Origin of the sequence: Citrobacter sp. Awk 2, assembly GCF_028069815.1 — a bacterium.
Lineage (GTDB): Bacteria > Pseudomonadota > Gammaproteobacteria > Enterobacterales > Enterobacteriaceae > Citrobacter.
Map to the genome: position 1 here is coordinate 21,870 of NZ_JANEWL010000030.1, position 23,731 is coordinate 45,600.

At 51.7% G+C, this 23,731-nt stretch carries 23 protein-coding genes; 9 read left to right on the top strand and 14 right to left on the bottom strand.

The window, feature by feature from the left end:
- The first annotated feature begins 265 nt into the window (after positions 1-265).
- The 4 genes from NNO02_RS10100 (at position 266) to NNO02_RS10115 (ending at position 3,223) form a co-directional block, all read left to right on the top strand.
- The gene (locus tag NNO02_RS10100; RefSeq protein ID WP_271448810.1) at positions 266-1,669 is read left to right on the top strand and encodes a cytochrome ubiquinol oxidase subunit I; all 1,404 of its coding nucleotides are present in this window, start codon (positions 266-268) and stop codon (positions 1,667-1,669) included.
- Positions 1,669-2,679, top strand: coding sequence for a cytochrome d ubiquinol oxidase subunit II (cydB, locus tag NNO02_RS10105; RefSeq protein ID WP_271441644.1), 1,011 nt, complete (start codon positions 1,669-1,671; stop codon positions 2,677-2,679). The genes NNO02_RS10100 and cydB overlap by 1 nt, the downstream gene beginning before the upstream one ends.
- Positions 2,679-2,804: a DUF2474 domain-containing protein gene (locus tag NNO02_RS10110; protein ID WP_124021191.1), complete on the top strand. Its 126-nt coding sequence runs from the start codon at positions 2,679-2,681 to the stop codon at positions 2,802-2,804. The genes cydB and NNO02_RS10110 overlap by 1 nt, the downstream gene beginning before the upstream one ends.
- A gap of 188 nt (positions 2,805-2,992) precedes the next feature.
- The gene (locus NNO02_RS10115) at positions 2,993-3,223 is read left to right on the top strand and encodes a DUF2554 family protein (protein ID WP_005126741.1); all 231 of its coding nucleotides are present in this window, start codon (positions 2,993-2,995) and stop codon (positions 3,221-3,223) included.
- Here the strand turns inward: NNO02_RS10115 and NNO02_RS10120 are convergent.
- Together NNO02_RS10120 and NNO02_RS10125 are read right to left on the bottom strand one after the other, a co-directional pair.
- Positions 3,220-5,181, bottom strand: coding sequence for a peptidase U32 family protein (locus tag NNO02_RS10120; protein WP_271454707.1), 1,962 nt, complete (start codon positions 5,179-5,181; stop codon positions 3,220-3,222). The two genes, NNO02_RS10115 and NNO02_RS10120, sit on opposite strands and share 4 nt — an antisense overlap.
- 79 nt (positions 5,182-5,260) lie before the next feature.
- Positions 5,261-5,797, bottom strand: a complete 537-nt coding sequence (locus NNO02_RS10125; RefSeq protein WP_271454708.1) for a helix-turn-helix domain-containing protein — start codon at positions 5,795-5,797, stop codon at positions 5,261-5,263.
- A 104-nt stretch (positions 5,798-5,901) separates the two neighbouring features.
- Here NNO02_RS10125 and NNO02_RS10130 point away from each other — a divergent pair, with 104 nt between their 5' ends.
- Positions 5,902-7,068 carry a benzoate/H(+) symporter BenE family transporter gene (locus tag NNO02_RS10130; RefSeq protein ID WP_271454709.1) on the top strand — a complete coding sequence of 389 codons (1,167 nt, stop codon included), beginning with the start codon at positions 5,902-5,904 and terminating at the stop codon, positions 7,066-7,068.
- Here the strand turns inward: NNO02_RS10130 and NNO02_RS10135 are convergent.
- On the bottom strand, positions 7,051-7,920 hold the full coding sequence (locus NNO02_RS10135) for a helix-turn-helix domain-containing protein (protein ID WP_271454710.1): 870 nt from the start codon (positions 7,918-7,920) through the stop codon (positions 7,051-7,053). The genes NNO02_RS10130 and NNO02_RS10135 overlap by 18 nt on opposite strands.
- A 184-nt stretch (positions 7,921-8,104) precedes the next feature.
- On the opposite strand from NNO02_RS10135, the gene NNO02_RS10140 reads away from it, so the two are divergent.
- Positions 8,105-9,013, top strand: a complete 909-nt coding sequence (locus NNO02_RS10140; RefSeq protein WP_137381801.1) for a DMT family transporter — start codon at positions 8,105-8,107, stop codon at positions 9,011-9,013.
- A gap of 37 nt (positions 9,014-9,050) precedes the next feature.
- Here NNO02_RS10140 and NNO02_RS10145 read toward each other — a convergent pair whose 3' ends face one another.
- The 3 genes from NNO02_RS10145 to tehA form a co-directional block, all read right to left on the bottom strand.
- Complete coding sequence (locus tag NNO02_RS10145) at positions 9,051-9,719, bottom strand: DUF3313 domain-containing protein (protein ID WP_137381800.1); 669 nt, start codon at positions 9,717-9,719, stop codon at positions 9,051-9,053.
- A gap of 156 nt (positions 9,720-9,875) precedes the next feature.
- Entirely contained in the window at positions 9,876-10,472 is a 597-nt protein-coding gene (gene tehB, locus NNO02_RS10150; RefSeq protein WP_271454711.1) for a tellurite resistance methyltransferase TehB, read from the bottom strand.
- Complete coding sequence (gene tehA, locus NNO02_RS10155) at positions 10,472-11,473, bottom strand: dicarboxylate transporter/tellurite-resistance protein TehA (protein ID WP_271454712.1); 1,002 nt, start codon at positions 11,471-11,473, stop codon at positions 10,472-10,474. Before tehA ends, tehB begins: the two co-directional genes overlap by 1 nt.
- 113 nt (positions 11,474-11,586) lie before the next feature.
- On the opposite strand from tehA, the gene ydcK reads away from it, so the two are divergent.
- Positions 11,587-12,567: a YdcK family protein gene (gene ydcK, locus NNO02_RS10160; RefSeq protein WP_271454713.1), complete on the top strand. Its 981-nt coding sequence runs from the start codon at positions 11,587-11,589 to the stop codon at positions 12,565-12,567.
- On the opposite strand, the gene rimL is transcribed toward ydcK, so the two are convergent.
- Positions 12,559-13,104, bottom strand: coding sequence for a 50S ribosomal protein L7/L12-serine acetyltransferase (rimL, locus tag NNO02_RS10165; protein ID WP_271454714.1), 546 nt, complete (start codon positions 13,102-13,104; stop codon positions 12,559-12,561). The two genes, ydcK and rimL, sit on opposite strands and share 9 nt — an antisense overlap.
- A gap of 219 nt (positions 13,105-13,323) precedes the next feature.
- Between rimL and alr the strand changes: the two genes are divergently transcribed.
- A complete protein-coding gene (gene alr, locus NNO02_RS10170) occupies positions 13,324-14,550 on the top strand; it encodes an alanine racemase (protein ID WP_271454715.1) in 1,227 nt (408 codons plus the stop codon).
- A gap of 66 nt (positions 14,551-14,616) precedes the next feature.
- Here the strand turns inward: alr and NNO02_RS10175 are convergent, their stop codons facing one another.
- From NNO02_RS10175 to NNO02_RS10190, 4 genes are all read right to left on the bottom strand, one after another.
- Positions 14,617-14,841 carry a YdcH family protein gene (locus tag NNO02_RS10175; RefSeq protein WP_003020276.1) on the bottom strand — a complete coding sequence of 75 codons (225 nt, stop codon included), beginning with the start codon at positions 14,839-14,841 and terminating at the stop codon, positions 14,617-14,619.
- A 166-nt stretch (positions 14,842-15,007) separates the two neighbouring features.
- Positions 15,008-16,663, bottom strand: a complete 1,656-nt coding sequence (locus NNO02_RS10180) for a glucan biosynthesis protein D (protein ID WP_137381794.1) — start codon at positions 16,661-16,663, stop codon at positions 15,008-15,010.
- A 193-nt stretch (positions 16,664-16,856) separates the two neighbouring features.
- A complete protein-coding gene (gene hglS, locus NNO02_RS10185) occupies positions 16,857-18,200 on the bottom strand; it encodes a 2-oxoadipate dioxygenase/decarboxylase HglS (protein ID WP_271454716.1) in 1,344 nt (447 codons plus the stop codon).
- Between the two features lie 122 nt (positions 18,201-18,322).
- On the bottom strand, positions 18,323-19,225 hold the full coding sequence (locus tag NNO02_RS10190) for a manganese-dependent inorganic pyrophosphatase (RefSeq protein WP_271454717.1): 903 nt from the start codon (positions 19,223-19,225) through the stop codon (positions 18,323-18,325).
- Between the two features lie 231 nt (positions 19,226-19,456).
- On the opposite strand from NNO02_RS10190, the gene NNO02_RS10195 reads away from it, so the two are divergent.
- A complete protein-coding gene (locus NNO02_RS10195) occupies positions 19,457-20,380 on the top strand; it encodes a LysR substrate-binding domain-containing protein (protein ID WP_271441658.1) in 924 nt (307 codons plus the stop codon).
- Positions 20,381-20,416: 36 nt separating this feature from the next.
- Here the strand turns inward: NNO02_RS10195 and NNO02_RS10200 are convergent, their stop codons facing one another.
- From NNO02_RS10200 to NNO02_RS10210, 3 genes are all read right to left on the bottom strand, one after another.
- Complete coding sequence (locus NNO02_RS10200) at positions 20,417-22,105, bottom strand: methyl-accepting chemotaxis protein (RefSeq protein WP_271454718.1); 1,689 nt, start codon at positions 22,103-22,105, stop codon at positions 20,417-20,419.
- A gap of 169 nt (positions 22,106-22,274) precedes the next feature.
- Positions 22,275-23,393: an S-(hydroxymethyl)glutathione dehydrogenase/class III alcohol dehydrogenase gene (locus tag NNO02_RS10205; RefSeq protein ID WP_271454719.1), complete on the bottom strand. Its 1,119-nt coding sequence runs from the start codon at positions 23,391-23,393 to the stop codon at positions 22,275-22,277.
- Positions 23,394-23,425: 32 nt separating this feature from the next.
- A complete protein-coding gene (locus NNO02_RS10210) occupies positions 23,426-23,701 on the bottom strand; it encodes a metal/formaldehyde-sensitive transcriptional repressor (RefSeq protein ID WP_012132328.1) in 276 nt (91 codons plus the stop codon).
- Positions 23,702-23,731: the final 30 nt, after the last annotated feature.

Consider the following 23,731-nt stretch of genomic DNA (forward strand, 5'->3'; position numbering starts at 1 on the left):
CAGAATCAATTTTCGGGGTGTGCTTTAAGGCGAATAAACAGGTGATGTTCACATAGTCATCAGCACCGTCAATCACCGCAGGCCACGGGATAAACTCATTATCGTCGAAGTAAAATTCAAATGCGGTGACCAGATTACATATCAGATCGTGCGACCTATAACAGCAGCACAACTGTTATGGTTAAAAAGAACTGTTCTGTTTCTGCCCCACATTCCGCCAGGGGCTTAGAATTGCGCCAAATCAATTTTGCCTGCGGAGTTAAGCATGTTCGGTCTTGACGCGTTTCACCTGGCGAGGATCCAGTTCGCGTTTACGGTATCCTTTCACATCATTTTTCCGGCCATTACTATCGGTCTTGCCAGCTATCTGGCGGTGCTGGAAGGTCTCTGGTTGAAAACCAAAAATCCAACCTGGCGTTCGCTGTATCATTTCTGGTCCAAAATCTTCGCCGTAAACTTTGGTATGGGCGTCGTGTCCGGGCTGGTGATGGCTTATCAGTTCGGTACTAACTGGAGCGGTTTTTCCGAGTTTGCCGGGAGCATCACCGGGCCACTACTGACCTATGAAGTGTTAACTGCTTTCTTCCTCGAAGCAGGCTTCCTCGGGGTAATGCTGTTTGGTTGGAACCGTGTGGGGCCAGGCCTGCACTTCTTCGCGACTTGCATGGTTGCGCTGGGGACAATTATATCGACCTTCTGGATACTGGCCTCCAACAGTTGGATGCAGACCCCACAGGGCTATGAAATCGTCAATGGACAGGTCGTTCCTGTGGACTGGTTTGCCGTTATTTTCAACCCGTCATTCCCTTATCGCCTGCTGCATATGTCGGTCGCCGCCTTCCTGAGCAGCGCGCTGTTTGTCGCAGCGTCAGGGGCATGGCATTTATTACGCGGGAATAACACCCCGGCTATTCGCGCCATGTTTTCTATGGCGCTGTGGATGACGTTAATCGTCGCCCCGTTGCAGGCGTTGATTGGCGATATGCACGGGTTGAATACGCTTAAGCATCAGCCTGCCAAAATTGCCGCCATCGAGGGGCACTGGGAAAACCCGCCCGGCGAACCCACTCCGTTGCTACTGTTCGGTTGGCCAGATATGGAGCAAGAGCGTACCCACTATGGGCTGGAAATTCCGGCGCTGGGAAGCCTAATCCTGACCCACAGTCTGGATAAACAGGTCCCGGCGCTAAAAGAGTTTCCTAAAGAAGACCGACCCAATTCCACCATGGTGTTTTGGTCGTTCCGCATCATGGCGGGGCTTGGCATGCTGATGATCCTGTTGGGCACATTCGCCTTGTGGTTACGTTACAAGCAACGCCTGTATACCTCACGTCCCTTCCTGCGTTTCGCGCTGTGGATGGGACCGTCTGGTCTGATCGCTATTCTGGCCGGTTGGGTCACCACTGAAGTTGGTCGTCAGCCGTGGGTAGTTTACGGTTTGCAACGCACAGCGGACGCGGTTTCCGCACATGGTGATTTGCATATGAGCATCAGTCTGCTGGCCTTCTTTGTGGTTTACAGTTCGGTCTTCGGTGTGGGCTATAGCTACATGATTCGCCTGATCCGTAAAGGGCCACAGGAAGATGATCCGACCCTTCCGCCAACCGGCACACCTGCACGGCCGCTTTCCGCTGCGGTCCTCGATTCTCAAGCTGAGGCTCATCGCTAATGGGTATTGATTTATCAGTTATCTGGTTCGTTATTATCGTGTTCGCCACGCTGATGTATATCGTGATGGACGGCTTTGATCTTGGGATCGGCATCTTATTCCCCGCCATTCAGGATGCTGATGACCGCGACGTGATGGTCAACAGCGTCGCACCGGTATGGGATGGGAATGAAACCTGGCTGGTACTGGGCGGCGCAGGATTATTTGGCGCATTTCCTCTGGCCTATGCGGTCATTGTCGATGCACTGACGATCCCACTCACCCTGATGCTGATCGGCCTGATTTTTCGCGGCGTTGCCTTTGAGTTTCGTTTCAAAGCCACGCCTGCACACCGACCGTTCTGGGATAAAGCCTTTCTGGGCGGTTCAATTCTTGCCACGTTTACCCAGGGTGTGGTCGTGGGTGCGGTCCTCAATGGATTTTCCGTTACTGGCCGCAGCTACAGCGGTGGACCGTTTGACTGGCTAACGCCTTTCACGCTGTTTTGCGGGCTGGGGCTGGTCGTGGCCTACGCGCTGCTTGGCGCAACATGGCTGGTAATGAAAAGCGAAAACCCGCTACAGGATAAAATGCGCAATGTGGCAAAAAAACTGCTGCTGGCGCTGCTGGTCGTCATTGCCATTATCAGTTTGTGGACACCACTGGCACACAGTGCGATTGCCGATCGTTGGTTTAGCCTGCCAAATCTGTGGTTCCTGATGCCGGTTCCGCTGCTGGTCGCACTCATCAGCCTGTGGCTGTGGCGTTCTCTGGGTCAGCAACATAGTCATGCCCTGCCATTTATATTGACGCTGGGTTTAATTTTCCTCGGTTTCAGCGGTCTGGGGATCAGTATCTGGCCACATATTATTCCGCCGTCTATTACCCTTTGGCAGGCCGCGGCGCCGACGCAAAGCCAGGGCTTTATGTTGGTGGGAGCGCTACTGATTATCCCAATCATTCTGGTGTACACCTTCTGGAGCTACTACGTCTTTCGCGGCAAAGTTCAACATGGTGAGGGGTATCATTGATGGAACAATCAATCTGGAAACGTCTGATGTGGTTGGTGATCCTGTGGGGGGGAAGCGTATTAGCGCTGGCCGCCGTCGGTATGTTCTTTCGCCTGCTGATGACCGCGGCAGGCTTTAAATCCTGATAAACATGAATAAAAGCCGGGCGGTGCCTGCACTTCCCGGCGAACTCACTGCCCACGTTAATTAAACAAACGCGCAATAGCTCTCGATTTTATGCAACGGACGATTGCCTTTACAGCGATTAAATTATTGAATAGTCACCCGGCGAAATTATCGCCACGTCCACAGCTAACGTGCCAGAGGGTGCATGATGTTTAAGAAAGGGTTAACGGTGTTATTGCTTGCCAGCGCGCTTTTCTCCGGCCAGCTTTTCGCTACTCATCAGGGACATGAATATCTTCAGGTACAGGATGCCGATCATTTATTACGCCACACGGCAGACAGCGATGAGCTAAGAGTGACGGCGGAAGAATCCGCCGCCGATCTACGCGAACACCATCACTGGCAAAAATCACGCAAGCCAGATACACACCTGAGTTAGCCTTTCCGCTTCGGCAGTGTTTTCATCAGCTCATCAGGGCTGACAGAAGCCACTACGCTGCCCGGCAACGGCATTTTCAGAATGTGGTGTTTCATCTTGCCGATAACGTGCATTTCGCACGGTCGGCAATCAAATTTCAGCGTCAGCACTTCATCACCATTCACCAATTGCATCGGTGTGGCTTTCCAGCTTTTGATATTCCCTTTTGCCTGTTTCGGACACAGATTGAATGCAAAACGCAGGCAATGCTTGGTAATCATCACCGGAACATCGCCCTTTTCTTCATGCGCTTCATATGCTGCATCAATCAACTGGACACCATAACGGTGGTAAAACTCACGCGCTTTATGGTTATAGACGTTTGCCAGAAAACTCAAATGCGTCTGCGGATAGACCGGTGCCGGCTGGGCAACGGGCTTACGACTGCCACGCTGGTAGTTTTCCAGACGTGCGGTATCCAGCATGTCGATGGCTTCGCGGCGCAGTTGGTTGAGTTGACCATTCGGCACAAACAGCGCCCCCGGCAGATTCACCTGAATATCACGGGCGTAGTACAGCGTCTGTCCAAGTTTTGCCAGACCATCCTGCAAATTACTCAACGCTTTTTCGGCATGGTTCGCTTCTTCAAACTGGCCATCCAGCGTATGGGTGATACTCACGCCGTCTTCACTGGTCAACGTCAGGATCAACTGTTCCTGCCAGCCACCTAATTCAATATCAACCGCGACACGACGTTCGCTGGATGTCTTGGTTAACGCCTGCTGCCAGTTATGATCGAGATTGCGATTGAGCGGATGGTGCGGCCGCACTTTGTGCAGGTCCGTTGGCATTTCATTCGGCCATACCCGATAACGATTATTCCCCGTTTTTTCTACAGTATTGGCACGGAATCCAACCACATCACGCTTAATCAATACGTTCAGGCCATCCCCGTTTGCCAGTGGCTCCGTCACCTCGACATCAAGATAATCCTTCGCCACCTTCAGTACCTCACCCACTGGCAAGCCAATGAATTTAGGTGAGTCGAATGCGCCGATGTCGCCCTTACGGGCATTGACAAAATAGTCAGTGCTGCCGCGGTGGAAAGTTTTCTCTGTAGATGGTGTGAAGAAATGCTCAGTGCGACCTGCTGATGAACGTGCCAGATCGCCGCGTTCTTCGATGATGGCATCCAGCATCTGCCGATAATGTGCAGTGATGTTCTTCACATAGCTCATGTCTTTGTAGCGCCCTTCAATTTTGAAGGAACGTACTCCGGCATCAATCAACGCACCGAGGTTGGCGGTCTGATCATTATCTTTCATCGACAGCAGGTGTTTTTCATACGACACCACACGGCCCTGATCGTCTTTCAGGGTATACGGTAGTCGGCAGGCTTGTGAACAGTCGCCGCGGTTAGCGCTGCGCCCGGTTTGCGCATGAGAGATATAACACTGGCCTGAATAAGCAACGCATAACGCACCGTGGATGAAAAACTCGATCGTCGCGTCCGTCGCCTGATGAATCGCGTGAATCTGCTCAAGACTCAGTTCGCGCGCCAGTACAATCTGCGTGAATCCGACGTCAGAAAGAAACTTCGCCTTCTCGACGCTGCGAATATCACACTGGGTACTGGCATGCAGTTCAATCGGCGGGATATCCAGTTCCATAATCCCCATATCCTGCACAATCAGCGCATCAACACCCGTCTGATACAAATCGGTAATTAACCGCTGAGCAGGTTCCAGCTCATCATCATGCAAGATCGTGTTTAACGTCACAAAGATCTTCGCCCCATATCGATGAGCGAATGGCACCAGTTCAGCGATGTCTTTCAGGCTGTTACTGGCGTTGTGACGCGCACCAAAACCGGGGCCGCCAATGTATACGGCATCCGCGCCGTGCAAAATGGCTTCGCGCGCAATGGCGGTATCACGAGCCGGGCTTAACAATTCAAGGTGATGAGGTTGCTGGCGCATACAGTTGTTACCATCCACAAGCGGTAAAAATGGCGGCTATTGTAGTCAGAAGCGCGGCATTTCGGAATAGTTTTCCCGATTAACCGCGTGGGTAATGGATCAGGGAATGAAAGTGAACCGTCTGTTCGCCACTGTTACGGTAACTATGTGCAGTATCACCCGCAAAACGGACCCCCTCACCTGATTTGATGGTTCGCCATTGCCCATCAATGCACATATCCAGCAGGCCACTAATCACCACTACGTGCTCAATCACACCGGTTTCATGCGGTGTAGATTCACTCAGCGCCCCCGGTGCCAGCAATATTGAAAAATGGTCAAAGCAGAGTTGTGGGTCCCATGGAAACAGCGGTGTCACTATCATTGCCTGCTGTTGGGGATCAAACGTCGCTGTGCCTGCTGACTCTGGTGGTGAAATAAACGTCGAAAACGGCACGTTCAGTCCGGTGGCAATTTTCCATAGCGTCGCCACTGTTGGACTGGATTCATTGCGTTCGATCTGTCCCAACATGGCCTTAGATACACCCGTTTCTTCTGCCAGACGCGACAGACTCCATTCCCGCTGGTGACGTAATGTCCGGAGCGTGGTAGCCAGATAGTGGGTTAAATTGTCCATTGTCACCTTCCTCTATCTCCTGTTTCTGTCCATCAGCTTATCACTTGTACGCTATAACGCACAGTGCTACAGTGAATGACCGTTATAACGCACGCGGAGTCGCTATGCGCACATTATCAATCCCTTTGCCCACCGTTTTATCCGGTTTTGTTGCCGTGCTGGTCGGCTACGCAAGCTCAGCAGCCATCATCTGGCAAGCGGCGATAGCCGCAGGCGCAACGACCGGGCAGATTGCTGGCTGGATGACAGCACTGGGAATCGCGATGGGCGCGAGTACGCTGGCATTGTCAGTGTGGTACCGTGCTCCCATCCTGACCGCCTGGTCTACGCCTGGTGCTGCGCTGCTGGTTACGGGTCTGCAAGGCGTGACCATTCAGGATGCTATCGGCGTTTTTATTGTTGCTAACGCGTTGATAGTCCTGTGTGGTGTGACGGGGTTGTTTGCACGTCTGATGCAGATAATCCCACACTCACTGGCATCGGCAATGCTGGCCGGGATCCTACTGCGTTTTGGTTTGCAGGCATTCAATAGCCTTAATAATGAGCTTCTCCTGTGCGGCAGCATGCTGCTGGCGTGGCTGGTGCTTAAAGTTGTCGCCCCCAGATACGCCGTCATTGCTGCCATGCTGGTGGGTATTGCCATCGCACTGCTAAAAGGTGACATTGTCACTAATGACATTGATTTATCTCCGGTGATGCCTGAATTCATCGCCCCCCACTTCTCTCTTGCACACAGTATAAGCATCGCTTTGCCGTTCTTCCTGGTCACCATGGCTTCACAAAATGCCCCAGGCATTGCCACCATGAAAGCGTCAGGTTACTCCTTGCCTGTTTCACCGCTGATTATTTTCACGGGGCTGCTGGCGTTACTGTTTTCTCCCTTTGGCGTCTACTCCATCTGTATTGCCGCCATCACCGCCGCAATTTGCCAAAGTCCGGATGCGCATCCGGATGCCCGGCGACGCTGGTTAGCCGCTGCCGCTGCCGGGATGTTCTACCTTCTGGCCGGCGTGTTTGGTGGGTCGGTAACCGGATTGATGGCCGCTCTGCCGGCAAGCTGGATCCAGATGCTGGCTGGCCTCGCCTTGCTCGGTACGATTAGCGGTAGTCTGTATCAGGCATTGCTCCATGAAGCGGAGCGAGATGCTGCTATCGTCACCTTTCTGGTTACTGCCAGTGGTTTGACTTTAGTGGGGATCGGTTCTGCGTTCTGGGGACTAATCGCCGGAGGGATATGTTATGCCGTGCTGAGGTTATCGCGACGCACGTAATTGCGTTGGCGTCTTGCCCGTCACCTGCTTAAACCGGTTGCTAAAATGGCTTGCTGAACTGAATCCGCAAGCCATTGCGATATCTGACAAACTACGTGAAGAATAACAGACCAGTTGCTGCGCCAGCGCCATACGACGCTGCATAACATACTGATGCGGGGCCATATTCATCGACTGGCGAAACATTCTGGCAAAGTGGAAATCACTCAGTGCCGCTTCAGCTGCCAAATCGCTGAGGGTCATTGGGTAGGCCAGATGCGCGTCAATATAGGCCAGCACGTTGCGCAATGTGGCTGGCGCAAGCCCACCGGTTACCGCCGGCGGCCGCCATTGAACATTGCTGTAATGTTGAATCAGATGCGTCAGTAACAGCGAAGATGCCGCGCTAAGCGTCAGGTGATTAGCCGGTTGCTGCCAGTCATTACCCAGTAAAAACTGACGATAAACCGCCGTGATCCCCGGATCGCTGCCGAACGTGTGTTCGTCCAGCGTGAAGCTATAAGGGCTTTTGTCCCACACTTTCTCACCCACTTCCCGTAGATGCGCGTCGGTACAATAAAGATGTACAAAGGAGAGATCGTCACGAATGTCCCAACTGGATTCGCTGTCTTTCGGCATCAGGCAGAAGCGATCCGGGCCGCCGCCGTTTTTCCAGCCCCCAGCCGTCTTGTGATAGCTCTCGTAGCCATCCGCGACATATAAGCTGAGTGTGTGGTGATCGCAATATTGGGTAATGGTGTCGCGTTTGTTTGACCACGCCGCCAGTTGGATACCTGAATGTAACGCAACCGATTCATGCAGCACGGCATTATGTTTGCGTAAGTTTTCAAAGGCGCCATAGGGCTGAGACATACCATCACATTCAGAATAAGTTAGCAGGCTTTCAGTCTATAACAGCCACATGTTGTTAACAGCCTCCTTTTCATGTTTGCGAGAAAAAAGCGCAAGATTTTGCAAGTCGACCGCAATCAGATGAAAGCCAACCCCAGACAGTCATGCCACTCTGTGCGCTTAAATACAAAAATGAGAGAGATGTATGAACGCATTGTTGTACTGCCTGGTGGTCGTGATATGGGGAACGACATGGATTGCCATTTACCTGCAGCAAGGGCCCGTTGCTGCTCCGGTCTCTATCTTTTGGCGCTTTGCGGTCGCTAGCTCGGTGATGATCCTTCTCCTGCTGTTCAGCGGCAAATTGCGTAAACTCTCCGGACGCGACCATCTGTTTTGTCTGTTACAGGGCGGCTGTGTTTTTTGCTTCAATTTCTGGTGTTTTTACACGGCAGCGGCCTGGATTAACACCGGTCTGGAGTCAGTAATTTTCTCGATGGCCGTGTTGTTCAATGCGGTGAATAGTTTTGTATTTTTTGGTCAAAAACCACCGCTACGCTTTTATTTCGCCGCGGCGCTGGGGTTGACGGGTATCATCACTCTGTTCTGGCAGGATTTGGTCAATAGCGGCCTGAATCACTCGCTTCTGCTGGGTATTGGTTTAAGCGCTCTGGGAACGTTTGGTTTTTCCCTGGGCAATATGATAAGCCTGCGTCATCAGAAAAAAGGGCTGGAGGTGATGACCACCAACAGCTGGGCCATGCTGTACGGTACCTTACTGATTGCCACCATTGCACTGGTTCGCGGGGATGACTTCACACCGCAGTGGACGTTTAGCTACCTTAGCGCACTGTTGTATCTGGCTATTTTTGGCTCTGTGATTGCCTTCGGCGCTTATTTCACACTGGTAGGACGCATCGGCCCGAGTAAGGCCGCTTACAGTACATTGCTTTTCCCTCTGGTGGCACTCACGCTGTCAACGCTGTATGAAGGGTATGTCTGGCAGGCTAACGCGATTGCCGGTTTAGTGCTGATTTTGCTGGGAAATCTGGTGATGTTTGCACGCCCGGAAGCCTTGATGGGAAAACTGTTGTACCGTCGGCGAGTGGCATAAAAAAACGCACCATCCGCAGATGGTGCGTTCTTCATTATTATTTTTTGTTCACATCAAACATGGAGGCATCTGTCGCCATGTCATCAACAACTTTCTTCAACGTTTCGAACGCCATTGGCGTGCTTTCGTTGTTCAGGTCTTTACCTTCACCCTGACGCACAACTTTAATCACAGGTTTATTGGTTGCCGGATCGATCAGCTCACCCTCGAAATAAAGGTGGGTATCCATGGTACGGTGACCCGTCGCCATTTGTGTTCCTGCAACGAGCAGCGCAACCGGGATCACTTCATAGAATTGCAGACCTTCTTTGCTGGTCGCAACACCGGTGATTGCCCCGCGGAAAATCAGACTGCGTGGCCCTGGCGTTGCCACCAGAGGTTTGCGCTTGCTGATGGCCGTTTTCATCTGCGTGTTGGTGTAGTTCAACAGTTGGTCAAGAACCTTCTGTCCTACCTGCGTAGTAGGTTTAGGAACCGGGTAATACGTTATCGGGTTATACACGATACTGTCATATTTGGATTCATTATAGTTCGGGTCAACCCAACGAAGTACTGGTTGTCCCGTTGCTGATTTTGTTTCCTTCAGGTCAGAATAATTTTTTAAAAACCCAGAATATTTATCCGGCTGCGTCACTTTTGACGCACAGCCCGATAATGCCAACAGACCAGTAAGCACTGCAACTTTAAATAAAGTTTGAGTACGCATGAAACGATCCCTTTAGTTTTCGCAATGATGCATAAAAAGGATAGCAAAACAGTTTCATTTTGGATGTACTAAAAATGGTAACGACCGCACAATTTTTTCTCTGCGCTCAGCACAAAAAAATGCTGAACGCAGAAAGAGTTAAGCCAGACGGGATGTTCAGGCAGTTTTACGCGCCAGCATGGTGGCAAAGCGCAGTTTAATGCGGTTGCCATTTTCATCTGTACGATGGAGTTCACCCACGTCTTCATTGTATTTCAGCAGATCCCATCCACTGTAATAGTGACGTAATTCACCTGCTTTAAATGCAAACGGGAAACCAACGGTGCACGGGAAATCCTCGGTATCCATTGCCGCTACGATTAAATTATATCCACCCGGTTTCGTACAACGTTGCATATTTTCGATAAGCCCCGGGATCGTTTTCGCTTCCAGGAACATCAGCACCACGGTAGAAAGAATAAAATCATATTCGCCATCAAAGCTGAGTGCATTCAGGTCTGCGACGTTCGTGTGCAAATTGCTCAACCCTTCAGCCGCTTTGATGCGCTCAAGATTAGCGATGCTCATGGGATTTTTATCCCATGCAGTGACGTCATAGCCGTTTGCCGCCAGATACAGACTGTTCCGGCCATTGCCACAACCCAGATCCAGTGTTTTACCTGGCGGGACAATATTAGCCGCTTCAACAACTTCGGAATGGGTCCGGGTGAGATCGTATTTTTCAGTAAAGTAGTTTTCGTCGCAAAGGGTCATTATTTATCCTCAGATTTCAGTAATGCAGCACGCTCCGTGCGGATGAGCAGTTTCCCCTGCATCAGCAATGCAAACGTACGTACCAGTAATAACGCAATGATAAAATTGGTAAAAATAAACAGTGGAATCGACAGCGTATGGAAAAATCCCGATTCACTGGCATGTCCCAAATGTAGCCCTGTGGTTGCCAGCGCCGACACGCCGAACGAGAAGCTCCAGAAAGACGCATTAAACGGCTGGGACAGATACCACGGCATCAGCCGAAGCATAAACAGCAGCTGCAGCAGGCCATAGCCGAACAGCATTTTCGCCAGCGTATCGCCCTCTCCGCCGTTGACGCTAAGCCATGCGCTACAGGCCACTAACGCGGGTGCCAGTTGAATACCCAGCGACGTACGTAATACCGCGGGCAACTCACCAGAACTGCGTAAACGCTGCAGGATCACCGGTTCAAGGCTAAGCCAGGAGAAAACCCCTGCCCCTAAAAATACCAGTCCGGCATCGTTATAGCCGAGCGCACCGCAGGCCATCGCGCTGATAAAGTTATTGGCGACGGTTGGCAGATACAACCCCGGCGTGGTTGCCTCCTCGGGATGCGAACCTCGCCACAGGCCTGCCGTTTGCCAGGCCGCGTACGATAGCTGTATCACCACGCCAATGCTAAATAACCCGACGGCTAACGGGCGGTACCAGGGAACAAAACCAATCGCGACCAGCATGGTTGTTGCCGGAAAAAGGCTGACAAAACTGCTCATCACCGGATGGCGGATTTCTGCCAGCACACTCTGGGGAAAACGGACTAAACGGGTCAGAAAAGCCAACGTTAACAGACCCCAAATAACCATCGCCAGGATGACTAACCCATCGCCAATCCAGTGGCTCACCGACCATACCTGACTGGCATATCGCCAGGCGAATCCCATGCCTATGGTGCCCAGTACCATGCCAAAATAACCGGCCGGAAGATTAAGGACCCGATCACTATGCTTGTTATTACTCATTTTGTTTATTTTTTAAAGTATATTTGAAATGCATTTTATGGAAATTATGGCGATTTAGCCAGTACGGAAAACTTTGCTACGTTTAACTAAGGTGCGCAACACGGAAATGAGCTATGACCAAATACCGTCTGAGCGACGAGCCTCGCTCCTTCAGTTATCAGGATAATGGCAACAAAAGAAGCGTATTACTACGCCAGATAATTGCACTGATTGATTTTAATGATGTTCCGGCTGGCACGCCTGGAGGCTGGATTGATGATGAAGCCGTACTGGCGCAGTGCGGTAATTGCTGGATTTACGATGTGAATGCGATGGCATTTGCGGGGGCAACCATTTCAGGAAATGCCCGTATTACGCAGGCCAGCGTGGTCAGAGAAGGCGCACAGATTGGCGGTGCCGTATGGATAGATCGGGCTGAAATTAGCCATGGCGCACAAATACGTGACAACGTCACCATTCAGGACTCTGTTGTACGTGGCGAGTGTCTTCTGTCGGGTGATGCACGTGTTCTGGGAGGCTCCGAAGTCATCGCCGCCAAAGGGTTAACCCGTGAAAGTGACCAGCCCCTACAAATATATGATCGCGCAACCGTAAACCACTCACGCATTGTGCATCAGGTGCAGATCTATGGCGATGCGACCATTGACTACGCCTTTATTGAACACCGCGCCGAGGTTTTTGATTATGCTCGCATCGAGGGTAATGAGGAAAATAACGTTTGGATCTGCGATTGTGCGAAGGTATACGGTAACGCCCGCATCATCGCTGGCACCGATGAAGATGCGATACCGACCCTGCGCTATAGCTCACAAGTGGCTGAGCATGCGGTGGTTGAAGGTAACTGTGTCCTGAAACACCATGTGCTGGTCGGGGGGCATGCAAAATTACGCGGCGGGCCACTCTTGCTGGATGGTCACATCCTGATTGAAGGTCACTCCTGTATTCTGGGGGAAGTGCTGATCGAGCATCATATTGAGATAACCGGTCAGGCCCACGTTGAAGCCTTTGATGGCGATGCAATCCATCTGCGCGGGCCAAAAGTTATCAACGGCGAACAGCGTATTACGCGCACCCCCCTCGCCGGTTTATTCTGAAACGCTATCAATGATACGGGCATAGAGATTCACATCGTGATAGCCATCATTGAGAAACTCCGCCTGCTTTAAACATCCTTCCAGCTGAAAACCGTTGCGCATCGCCACCTGGTTGCTTTCCAGGTTATCCACGCGGCATTTAATAATGAACCGACGGATCTCGCCACGCTGAGCATAATGATGAATCAATGCCTGTAGCGACCGGGACATCATGCCCTGTCCCTGATGAACTTCATCCAACCAGTAGCCGATGTAAGCCGCTTTGTTCAACGGTTCTATTTGGTTAAACGAGATAACACCAACCACTTCACCTTGTTTGAAGATAAGGAACATTTTGGCGTAGCCACGCTGGTGCAACATCATATTCCCCTGCACATTCTTACGCGTATCGTCCTCAGATTCGACAAACTGCGGCCAGTTCAGCGACCGCTGGAGCCAAACTTTATTTTTGAGCACCAACTGATGCAAAGGCGTGACGTGTTGTTCTTCCACTGCCCGCAGTTCCAGCGTGTCACTGACGGTAATAATTTCTGACATGTTTATCTCCTTTGCGATTGTAAACGGGGAATTTCTGACTGGCAGTAGCCGATATTAATCTGTTTATCGCCGGGGAGGTCATATTTTTATGCTGTCACAGCAATCACTTAGAAACAATCTCTGGTGCGGAAGCCGTTACTCTGGATGTCCGGTTATCCGATACATGGATAGGCCGTAATGATGACAACAACACTTTCATTCTATTGCTAAGGAGCAAGCATGGCAGCACCTTTGGGTCGTTTATCACTTATTCCGCTTTTACTGATTACCGCCTGTCACCAACCCGTCCCCACCACGCAAGCGGGTCCTGTCCCCTTTGCCGTAAACAAACAGCAGGTTGTGGATAATACCACGCTGGAAATTTCTCGTAGCGCGCTGGAATATAACATTCATAAAGTTCAGCAACTGCTGGGAGACAAAACCCGGATGTGCGCCATTCTTAAAGGCGATGCGTATGGCCACGATCTCTCACTGGTTACGCCGGTGATGATGCAAAACGGTGTGCAGTGTATTGGCATCGCCAGCAACGAGGAAATTAGCATTGTTCGTCAGTCAGGTTATACATCGCAGCTAATGCGCGTTCGCAACGCGACGGAAAAAGAGATGCGCCAGGCGGCGGATTTTGATACCGAAGAGCTGATTGGTAATCTGGATATGGCTAAACGTCTGAGTGCAATTGCCCAGGAGAAAGGGAAAACAATTCGTATCCATCTGGCACTGAACTCTGGCGGTATGTCACGAAACGGTCTGGAAGTCAGCACCGCGTCAGGTCTGGAAGAGGCCCGCGCTATTTCCGCGTTACCCGGTCTGAAAATTGTTGGCATCATGTCGCATTTCCCGGAAGAAGATGCGGCGGTGGTGAAACGCGATCTGGCCCGTTTCAATACGCAATCGGCCCAGGTACTCAATATTACCGGGCTTAAGCGCGAAGATGTCATCCTACATGTCGCGAATACGTTCGCCACCCTGACCGTTCCTGAATCCTGGCTCGACATGGTGCGTGTTGGCGGTATTTTTTATGGCGATACCATTGCCAGCACCGAATACAAACGCGTCATGACGTTTAAATCCGCAATCGCGTCGGTAAACCATTACCCCAAAGGAAATACCGTCGGGTATGACAGAACCTATACCCTTAAACGTAATTCCGTTCTTGCCAATATTCCGACGGGTTATGCTGATGGATATCGTCGTGTGTTCAGTAACGCGGGGCACGTACTGATCCACGGCCAGCGGGTTCCTGTGCTGGGTAAAACATCCATGAATACCGTGATTGTTGATGTGACCGATCTACCGCAGGTTACATCCGGCGATGAAGTGGTGTTATTCGGAAAACAGGGAAATGCGCAGGTGAGCGCAGAAGAAGTCGAAGAAATTAGCGGCGCGCTGTTCACTGAAATGTCGATCCTCTGGGGGGCGACAAACAAACGCGTGATGGTCGATTAACGTCTGAAACAGGAAGGGCTTCCTTTTCTCGCTGGAAGCCCTTGTACACAGTGAGCACAGTACTATTTAGCTCTCACTGACACTCTCTCTTTGCAAAATTTTGAGCAAATCTTCCTTCAGGTGGAGTTTCTGTTTCTTAAGACGAACAATGTCCAAACTGTATCCCCGACCATCCGAACCTTCCAGTCTGGAAATCTCATGATCAAGGCTGTTGTGTTTTTCGAATAAGGACAGAAAACGAGGATTCTCGGATTTCAGTCGGGAAATAAGGTCTCTGTATTCTGGAAACATACTTTCTCCCTGTTAGTGGTAAAGAATGTGTATAAGAAATACACATGATCAGCTTACCCGGTTAGGTCAGGGAAAAATGCGAACAGGATCGAGTAAATAGTGTACAGATTGTTACGGAAGAGGTTTCAGCAATGGCTCCCCGGAAGGAGAGCCATCAGAAGAGCAATTAACGCATTTCCCGGTCGTCAACGTACTGACGTTTATCCGGTGCAGGCGGGAAGTACTGATACAGCCAGGTTTCACTGATAGCATCGCCCTGGCAGCGCAGGAACATGCGCATATCGACCGGGTCGGTTGAATCAGACGTTGGATACCAGTCAAACTGGATTCGGTAGCCGTCGATAGGCTCCACGTAGAGAATTTCAATCTGCTTCGCTTCGCCGCTGGAGAGCGTAATGACCGGTTCAATTCCCTTCGGCGCTGCCGCTTTCAGGTCACCACCCACGAAATCAACGGCAAAACGACGTGCCCATTTTTCTGGATAATGTTCGCCCGGAGCCCATCCTTCCGGGAAGCCACCCATACCGGTGCGGGTTGCCATCACACGGGCCAGCGGCGAACGTACCGGTGGTTGTGCGCTCCAGTACAGGCGATATTTGAATTCCAGATCGTCACCGGCTTTGATTGCTTTATCCGGCTGCCAGAAGCAGACGACGTTATCCAGTGTTTCACCGGTAGTCGGGATCTCCATTAAACCAATGGTCCCCTTACCCCACTGGTTTCGTGGTTCAACCCACAGGCTTGGCCGCTTGTTGTACCAGCCCATGATGTCCTGGTAATGAGAGAAGTCACGATCGAGCTGCAGTAAGCCGAACCCTCGCGGGTTGTTATCGGTGTAGGCATTGAACTGCAGTTTTTGCGGGTTATTCAGCGGACGGCAGATCCACTCACCATTGCCTCGCCACATAGCCAGACGGTCGGAGTCATGAATTTGCGGGTGAATGGTGTCACACATCCGGCGTTCATTGTTACCACAGCTGAACATGCTGGTCATCGGCGCAATGCCGAGTTGCTTGATGTCTTTACGCGCATAGACATGATTTTGCACATCCATGATCACCTGCGTTTTCTCACAGTGGATCACAAACTTAAACGCGCCAGTCACACTTGGGCTATCGAGCAGTGCATAAACAGTAAATGAAGTGGCGCCCGGTTTAACCGTTTCGAACCAGAATGCGGTGAAGTCAGGAAACTCTTCTTTGCTGTCGGTATACGTATCGACCGCCAGACCACGCGCCGACAAACCGTACTGATAGGTGTCATCTACGGCGCGAAAATAGCTGGCTCCCAGGAAGGACACGACATCACGACGAGCCAGTTCAGGCGCTTTGAACACGCGGAAACCGGCAAAACCGAGGTCAGTTTGCCCTTCCAGTTGTTTGGTATCCACACCGGCATCGTTGTACTTGAAAAGCTCCGGACGGAAATGGATCTCACGCGCCATATGCGTACTGTCATCAACCGAGAACATGCGTACGCGGCGACGGAAGCCCATTCCCACATGGAAGAACTGTGCGTCAAGCTGACGATTTTCAACGTTGTTCCACAGTGACTGTTCTGCGTCGTACTGAATACTGTTGTAAGCCTGCGGCGTCAGTTTCGCCAGCGTATCCGGCAATGCGCGCGGCGCACCGCCCCACGGCTTCTGTGCTAAATCATGGGCCATTGATTGCAGAACGGAAAAATCAAAACGTACGGTTTTTCCGTCTGCAATGTCAGACTCTGCCGCATAGGCGGCGCGGGAAAAGAGTGATGCAATACCACTGGTTCCGCACACGGCGGCCACTGCCATTGAACCTTTAATAAATCGTCTGCGATTCATGCCTGAAAGTGAGTCCTTCTGGTCGTGTAAATGGTCCCGCGCCGGTCAAAATCTGCGGCAAGAGAGTGCACATTTCTGACCGCTCACTCTAGACAAAATTCATTAATAATCCAATTGTTGGTCGCCGATTATCTGTACAAAATCGAAAATATTTTATGTCGATGAGAACAGACCGAATCCCGTGTAAATTCAGTTAAAGTAAACCACACCGCCGTTTACTGCGCTCTTCTGCCTCCTGATACAACGCAAACTCATCATATACCGCGCAGCCCAGCGCCTGTTCAAAGGCATCGCGGCTGGAATTACCGTGGCTGCGCGCCTGTGTTTCATTACCCAGATTAGACTGGAAAATCCCTGCGGCGCTCACCGGCAAGAAATCTTCGTAGGTGATAGGCTGAGCAACCATCCAGCCCCGCTCAATGAGCGGTTGTGGATCGTCATCCGGGCGAATAGCCTGGCGATGCGCTTCGCCCGACGGCGTCAGGCGATAACGGAACCAGGCCAGTCCCTGTTGGCGCAGCAGAAACTCGCTGTCCGGGAACGCCTTAAACACGTCCTGAAGATGCAGTTGGTGCGTCAGGTTATCTTTCCCCGTCCCCGCTTTACTCAACAGTTCGTCGTACAACGCCCGGCCCTTTGGCGTCAGCGCCACACCACGTTGCTCGATTTCACCAAAACGCGCTGTGTGTGTTCCACGCATTTCGCCGGCAAACAACACCGGTTCTTCCAGCGCCTTAAAGCTGGTCTGGCGAAGCAAGATGGGCACCTCACGCCGTGGTGGGCCTTCAATGAGAATTTTCGGTGTAATCCCGCACTCCGGCATCATCGACTGTACCCGATCAATATCCAGCGTACGCGGCGTCAGGTGGTTGATATGGCACCCAGGAAAACAGACCACATCTGCAATCAGTCGATGTTCGTTATGCAAGGCATGATACGTTTGCTCATCTACGGTGGCGTGTTGATGCCAACGGAACGTTTCCAGTGCTTCATGCACAAACTCCTGGGCTTGTGCGGGTGTGAAACTGCCCTGTGCATCAAACTCATCCAGCAATTCGTGACAACGACGCGTGAAAATATCACGCTTTGCGAGGATGTCCGCTGCCTGCTGGCGCAATACCACGTTCTCGATTAATTCGAGGCGTAATAGTGACGTAAATACCCGAAACGGGTTGCGCGAAAGCGAGGCATCGTCGATGGGACGAAACGCCGTGGAATGGACGGGGACGCCCGCCTGGGAAAGATCATAATAGCTGACCGGATACATGCCCATAATGGCAAACATCCGCCGCAGTGTAGACAACTCCTGCGCAGTACCGACCCGGATAGCCCCATGGCGTTCAACATTGAGCCGTGCCAGTTCATCCGCATTGGCCAGTTTTTCATGCAGCGTCGGATTATTTTCCAGTACCGCCAGATTCACATCAGCGACAAGTTCCAGCAACGTGCCATACTGCGGGACTTCCTGCTGGTACATTGCTGACATTGCCTGCGAAAATTGTTCCCGAATCTCATCTGCCGTGATGGTGTTCGCCATAATGTCATGCCTCCAGTGAATATTACCTGGAGTGTAGAAAACACCGCTGAGTCCGGTGGGAAGAATTTACAAACTGTGATCCCGCATAAATTCCCCCTCCCACCAGGACAGTGAACCAAAACTTACTGACGTGCTTTTAAATGGCTTTCCAGCCATGGCAGCATCTGTTTTTTACGACTGAGCATGCCTTCGACCTTGCAGGGTTGCGGTAACTCTGACAACTCAGAGCCAGCGAACCACAGACTGGTATCGCCAAGATTGATGTCCGTCAACATCAGTACCACCAGAGCAGCTTGATTTTCCTCAGCATAACGGGTCATCTCCTCGCGGAGATCGTCCAGCACACCGTCAACCTGGCGCAGTGCATACAGCTCGAGTTGCGCCACGCAGACTTTATGCCCATGAATGGTGAACGTTTTAATGTCTTTATGCAGCAGTTCACGGGCACTCATGCCTTCGACGCTGGTTTTGGCCGACAGAAGATCACGGCTGAAAGCGTCCAGATCCACACCCGTTTTTTGGGCCAGAGCCCCCACCGCCTGGCTGTCATCCGGCGTGGTAGTAGGCGAACGAAGCGTGACAGTGTCACTTAAAATAGCCCCCAGTAGCAAAGCAGCCTCCGCAGACGACACCTGGCTGCGCTCGTCATCCGTCATCAGTTGCCACAACAGCGTCGCACTGCTGCCAACAGGCTTAACCCAAACCTCCGGAGGAAGACGTGTCACTAATCCGCCGAGTCGATGATGGTCGATGATACCGACGACATTGCTCTCAGACAGCGATTCTGGTCCTTGTGTCGGTTCGGTGAAATCTACCACCCAAACATCCAGATCGGTCAGCGGAAACGTGAGTCGTTCGGGCATGTCCAATCCTGCATGCGCAAAGATAAATTGCGTTTCACGGTTAGGTTCCCCCGCACGCCATGCCGTCGCCTGCTGGCCTCGTAACGTAAGCCAGCGAGCTGTCATTGCCGCGGTGCAAATGGCATCGCTATCGGGGTTAAGGTGCCCTATTACATGGATCATTGGTCAGTGCCCTGTGATGATGAATGATGAAAAAGCGAACAATTGTCAGAGTATAACGACTGGCTACATTCCCTTCCATGATCCCACCACGCGGTCACGCTGTACAAAACATAAGCAAAATAAATCAGTTGTAAGTAAAAGGCGTTAAATGTTAATAATATTTTGCTATCAAGTTATCAAAAACAAACAACTTCACTTGTCACCGATACGGCTCTGTTTTTAACATCGCTTATGGAAAAAAATGTTCTGTTCAATCAGCGCATTCGCTTGCGCCATCTTCATACTTTTGTCGCCGTTGCCCAACAGGGAACTTTGGGGCGCGCGGCCGAAACCCTTAACCTGAGTCAACCAGCCCTCTCCAAAACGCTGAACGAACTGGAGCAACTGACCGGAACCCGACTCTTTGAACGCGGTCGTCTTGGTGCACAGTTAACCTTGCCCGGCGAACAGTTTCTTACCCATGCGGTAAGAGTGCTTGATGCACTCAACACTGCCGGCCAGGCATTAAATCATCGTGAAGAGTCGCAGACTGATGTTGTTCGTATTGGTGCCTTGCCAACAGCTGCATTGGGTATTTTGCCTGCAGTAATTGGTCAGTATCACAAGCAGCAAATGGAAACAACGTTGCAGGTTGCCACCATGAGTAATCCCATGATTCTGGCTGGCTTAAAATCCGGGGAGATCGACCTCGGTATTGGCCGTATGGCCGATCCGGAATTGATGGTTGGTCTAAACTACGAACTGTTATTTCTCGAATCGCTCAAGCTGGTTGTGCGACCTAATCATCCGTTATTGCAAGAGACCATCACACTGAGTCGGGTAATGGAATGGCCTGTCGTGGTGTCCCCCAAAGGGACAGCCCCACGACAGCACGCGGAAGCCTTGCTGCAAAGCCAGGGCTGTAAAATGCCCTCTGGATGTATCGAAACGCTGTCAGCATCGCTTTCCCGGCAACTGACGGTGGATTACGACTATGTTTGGTTTGTGCCTTCAGGCGCAGTGCGGGAAGATTTACGCCAGGCAACGCTAGTGTCATTACCGGTACCTACGCATGGTGCGGGAGAGCCCATTGGGATACTTACCCGCGTGGACGTGCAATTACCCTCCGCAGCGCAAGTCCTCATTGCCGCAATACGCAAAACCGTACCATTCTGAGGTAAAAAATAAGGGACCATTCGGTCCCCTATTTCATTAAAATGTTTCCCAGTTATCACCGCTGGTTCCCGCAGTCTGCGGCAGCGCATGTCCCGAGTTTTTGGCAAATGGCACGCGCTTTACAGCACTTGCACCCTGTAAGCGGAATATACCGACCGCCTCCGTTAAACGCGCAGCCTGTTCTTCCAGGGATGCCGCTGCAGCCGAGGCTTCTTCGACCAGTGAGGCGTTCTGCTGCGTCACTTTATCCATCTCTGAAATCGCCTGGCTTACCTGCACGATACCCCGGCTCTGTTCATCAGACGCCGCTGCAATTTCCAGCATAATATCGGTGACACGTTTTACCGCATCGACAATATCCGTCATGGTATTACCCGCAGCCACAACCTCACCGGACCCCTGGTCAATCAACCGCACTGACTCACTGATCAATCCTTCAATCTCTTTCGCTGCCTGGGCGCTGCGGCTTGCCAACGTGCGAACTTCACTGGCGACGACGGCAAATCCACGCCCTTGCTCTCCTGCTCGCGCCGCTTCCACCGCCGCATTCAGCGCCAGAATATTGGTCTGAAAGGCAATGCTGTTGATGACAGCGGTAATTTCAGAGATTTTTTTCGAGCTGGTCGAGATATTCCCCATGGTTTTCACCACGCCAGAGACCATCTGCCCACCGCGACTGGCTTTGCCGGAGGCATCTTCCGCCAGTTTACTGGCATGGTGTGCGTTGTCCGCGTTTTGTTTCACCGTAGCAGTCAGTTCTTCCATACTGGCCGCCGTTTGTTCAATCGCCGCGGCCTGTTCTTCGGTACGTGATGACAGATCCGTATTACCCGCCGAGATTTCACTGGTGCCGCGATAGATTTCTTCCGCCCCCTGACGTACCGTGCCTACGGTTTTCTCCAGTGAATGTTGCATCGTCTGAAGATGGCGACTCAGACGACCAATCTCACTGCGCCCGGTTGGTTCATCCCGCATGGTCAGATCGCCCACAGAAATTTGCTCAATACGCTGGGCCGCGCGCAACAGTGGATGAATCACGGTACGACGCAGGACAACAAACGTCATCACGGTTAGCACCAGTGCCAGAATAAATGCACCCAGCATAAAGGCCATGCCGATTTGGGTACGATGGTGGGCCTGCTCGCTGAGCTGGTTGGCTCTTGCAGTACGAATTTCTATGGCCTTCAGCAGCACCTTGTTGTAAGCCGTATCCAGCGGCCTGGCGTGCTCATTTTCATGGTTGATAATCGCTTCAAACATCCCGTTTCTGGCATATTTCAGCATCGGCTGCAGACCGTCGATGTATGCTTTGAAACTGGCGCTCAGTTCAGCGTCTAAGGCTTCGTCCTCCGACGTTTTCACTACGCGAGACATATAGACAGTAAAACCATCCTGAGATTGCTTAATGCGTTTTTCCGCCTCGGCGATATTGGCCTTCATGTCATCCATTTCGGCAATACGACTCGCTGCGCCGGCGTGGATCATATTGATACGGGCTGTGCGTAGGTGATTGGAACTGTTAGATAACCCCATCCTGACCTGAATCTCATCGGTCACATCGCGCTGATCGCGATCGGCCTGCATAAGAAAATAGCTTGCCAGCCCGGAACTCAAAGCAAACAGCAGAAGGATGCCACCGAGAATGGAGGAAAACAGCGGAACCAGTCTGATTTGATGCAGAAAGCCCAGTTTATTCTGGGCTTGCATCGATATTGTATTGTCCATGACCGTCGACTCTCTTGTAGGGTTTATGCGTGAAAACACGCCCATTAGATAGTCATCGGCAATTCATAAAGTTTGCTTACCGTGAAAAGCGCAAGATTCGTCACACTTTCACAACATCATTCAAAGAAATTCAGGAAAGTGCCAGCGGTAAATTCCGCTGGCCAATGAATCAGTTATCGCCAAAGTGGATAACGGTACGAATGGACTTACCCTGATGCATTAAATCAAAAGCTTCGTTGATCTGCTCCAGCGGTAAGCGATGGGTAATAAACGGGTCCAACTGGATTTTCCCGCTCATCGCATCTTCAACCATTCCAGGCAGCTGCGTACGCCCTTTCACACCACCAAACGCCGACCCGCGCCACACGCGTCCGGTTACCAGTTGGAACGGACGGGTTTTTATTTCCTGTCCCGCACCGGCCACACCAATGATGATGCTTTCACCCCATCCTTTATGACAGCATTCCAGCGCCGCACGCATCACATTTACGTTACCAATGCATTCAAAGCTGAAGTCCACACCGCCGTCGGTAAGCTCGACAATCACATCCTGAATCGGTTTATCATAATCGGTCGGGTTGATGAAGTCGGTCGCGCCCATTTCACCCGCCAGCTTGAATTTTTCCGGGTTAGTATCAACCGCCAGAATACGCCCAGCTTTCGCCTGTACTGCCCCCTGGATCACTGCCAGACCAATGCCGCCCAGGCCAAATACGGCCACAGTATCGCCTTCTTTCACTTTCGCCGTGTTATGTACTGCCCCGATCCCGGTGGTTACGCCACAGCCCAGCAGACACACTTTATCCAGCGGCGCTTGCGGGTTAACCTTCGCCAGCGAGATCTCTGCGCAAACGGTGTATTCACTGAAGGTACTGGTCCCCATATAGTGATAGATAGGTTCGCCATTATATGAGAAACGCGTAGTGCCATCCGGCATCAGGCCTTTGCCCTGGGTAGCACGTACGGCCTGACACAAGTTAGTTTTGCCAGACTTACAGAACTTACACTCACCACATTCTGCCGTGTACAGCGGGATGACATGGTCACCCGGTTTCAGACTGGTGACGCCCTCACCCACTTCAACCACGATACCCCCGCCTTCATGGCCGAGTACCGCCGGAAACACACCTTCCGGATCGTCGCCAGAGAGCGTAAAAGCGTCAGTATGGCACACGCCTGTGTGGGTAATTTTAACCAGCACTTCACCTTTCTTTGGCGGTGCGACGTCGATTTCGACAATTTTTAACGGCTGACCGGGGCCGAATGCAACTGCTGCACGTGATTTCATTTGTCTCTTCCCATTATTGCGAGGTGATGGTGTTATTTTAGATAAGCGCGCAGAAGATGGCCGATTTCAGCCATGCGCACAGCACGCTGGTCTGGGGTTGTATCCCCGCTGACCAGTTCATCTTTCAGGTGGATCTCAACCATTTCGCCCATCAGGCCATTGGATGCACCGCGCACGGCGGCAATTTGTTGCAGGATTGCCAGACACGGCTCACCGGACTCCAGCGCGCGCTCAAGCGCATCAACCTGGCCGCGGATACGGCGTACACGGGTGAGAATGCGTTTCTTATCTTCAGGTGAATGCGGCATACGCCCTCCAGATACTATAGGGGGGTATAC

Coding starts and splice junctions, on each gene's coding strand:
- NNO02_RS10100 (WP_271448810.1), top strand. CDS start 266: ATGTTCGGTCTTGACGCGTTTCACCTGGCGAGGATCCAGTTCGCGTTT.
- cydB (WP_271441644.1), top strand. CDS start 1,669: ATGGGTATTGATTTATCAGTTATCTGGTTCGTTATTATCGTGTTCGCC.
- NNO02_RS10110 (WP_124021191.1), top strand. CDS start 2,679: ATGGAACAATCAATCTGGAAACGTCTGATGTGGTTGGTGATCCTGTGG.
- NNO02_RS10115 (WP_005126741.1), top strand. CDS start 2,993: ATGTTTAAGAAAGGGTTAACGGTGTTATTGCTTGCCAGCGCGCTTTTC.
- NNO02_RS10120 (WP_271454707.1), bottom strand. CDS start 5,181: ATGCGCCAGCAACCTCATCACCTTGAATTGTTAAGCCCGGCTCGTGAT.
- NNO02_RS10125 (WP_271454708.1), bottom strand. CDS start 5,797: ATGGACAATTTAACCCACTATCTGGCTACCACGCTCCGGACATTACGT.
- NNO02_RS10130 (WP_271454709.1), top strand. CDS start 5,902: ATGCGCACATTATCAATCCCTTTGCCCACCGTTTTATCCGGTTTTGTT.
- NNO02_RS10135 (WP_271454710.1), bottom strand. CDS start 7,920: ATGTCTCAGCCCTATGGCGCCTTTGAAAACTTACGCAAACATAATGCC.
- NNO02_RS10140 (WP_137381801.1), top strand. CDS start 8,105: ATGAACGCATTGTTGTACTGCCTGGTGGTCGTGATATGGGGAACGACA.
- NNO02_RS10145 (WP_137381800.1), bottom strand. CDS start 9,719: ATGCGTACTCAAACTTTATTTAAAGTTGCAGTGCTTACTGGTCTGTTG.
- tehB (WP_271454711.1), bottom strand. CDS start 10,472: ATGACCCTTTGCGACGAAAACTACTTTACTGAAAAATACGATCTCACC.
- tehA (WP_271454712.1), bottom strand. CDS start 11,473: ATGAGTAATAACAAGCATAGTGATCGGGTCCTTAATCTTCCGGCCGGT.
- ydcK (WP_271454713.1), top strand. CDS start 11,587: ATGACCAAATACCGTCTGAGCGACGAGCCTCGCTCCTTCAGTTATCAG.
- rimL (WP_271454714.1), bottom strand. CDS start 13,104: ATGTCAGAAATTATTACCGTCAGTGACACGCTGGAACTGCGGGCAGTG.
- alr (WP_271454715.1), top strand. CDS start 13,324: ATGGCAGCACCTTTGGGTCGTTTATCACTTATTCCGCTTTTACTGATT.
- NNO02_RS10175 (WP_003020276.1), bottom strand. CDS start 14,841: ATGTTTCCAGAATACAGAGACCTTATTTCCCGACTGAAATCCGAGAAT.
- NNO02_RS10180 (WP_137381794.1), bottom strand. CDS start 16,663: ATGAATCGCAGACGATTTATTAAAGGTTCAATGGCAGTGGCCGCCGTG.
- hglS (WP_271454716.1), bottom strand. CDS start 18,200: ATGGCGAACACCATCACGGCAGATGAGATTCGGGAACAATTTTCGCAG.
- NNO02_RS10190 (WP_271454717.1), bottom strand. CDS start 19,225: ATGATCCATGTAATAGGGCACCTTAACCCCGATAGCGATGCCATTTGC.
- NNO02_RS10195 (WP_271441658.1), top strand. CDS start 19,457: ATGGAAAAAAATGTTCTGTTCAATCAGCGCATTCGCTTGCGCCATCTT.
- NNO02_RS10200 (WP_271454718.1), bottom strand. CDS start 22,105: ATGGACAATACAATATCGATGCAAGCCCAGAATAAACTGGGCTTTCTG.
- NNO02_RS10205 (WP_271454719.1), bottom strand. CDS start 23,393: ATGAAATCACGTGCAGCAGTTGCATTCGGCCCCGGTCAGCCGTTAAAA.
- NNO02_RS10210 (WP_012132328.1), bottom strand. CDS start 23,701: ATGCCGCATTCACCTGAAGATAAGAAACGCATTCTCACCCGTGTACGC.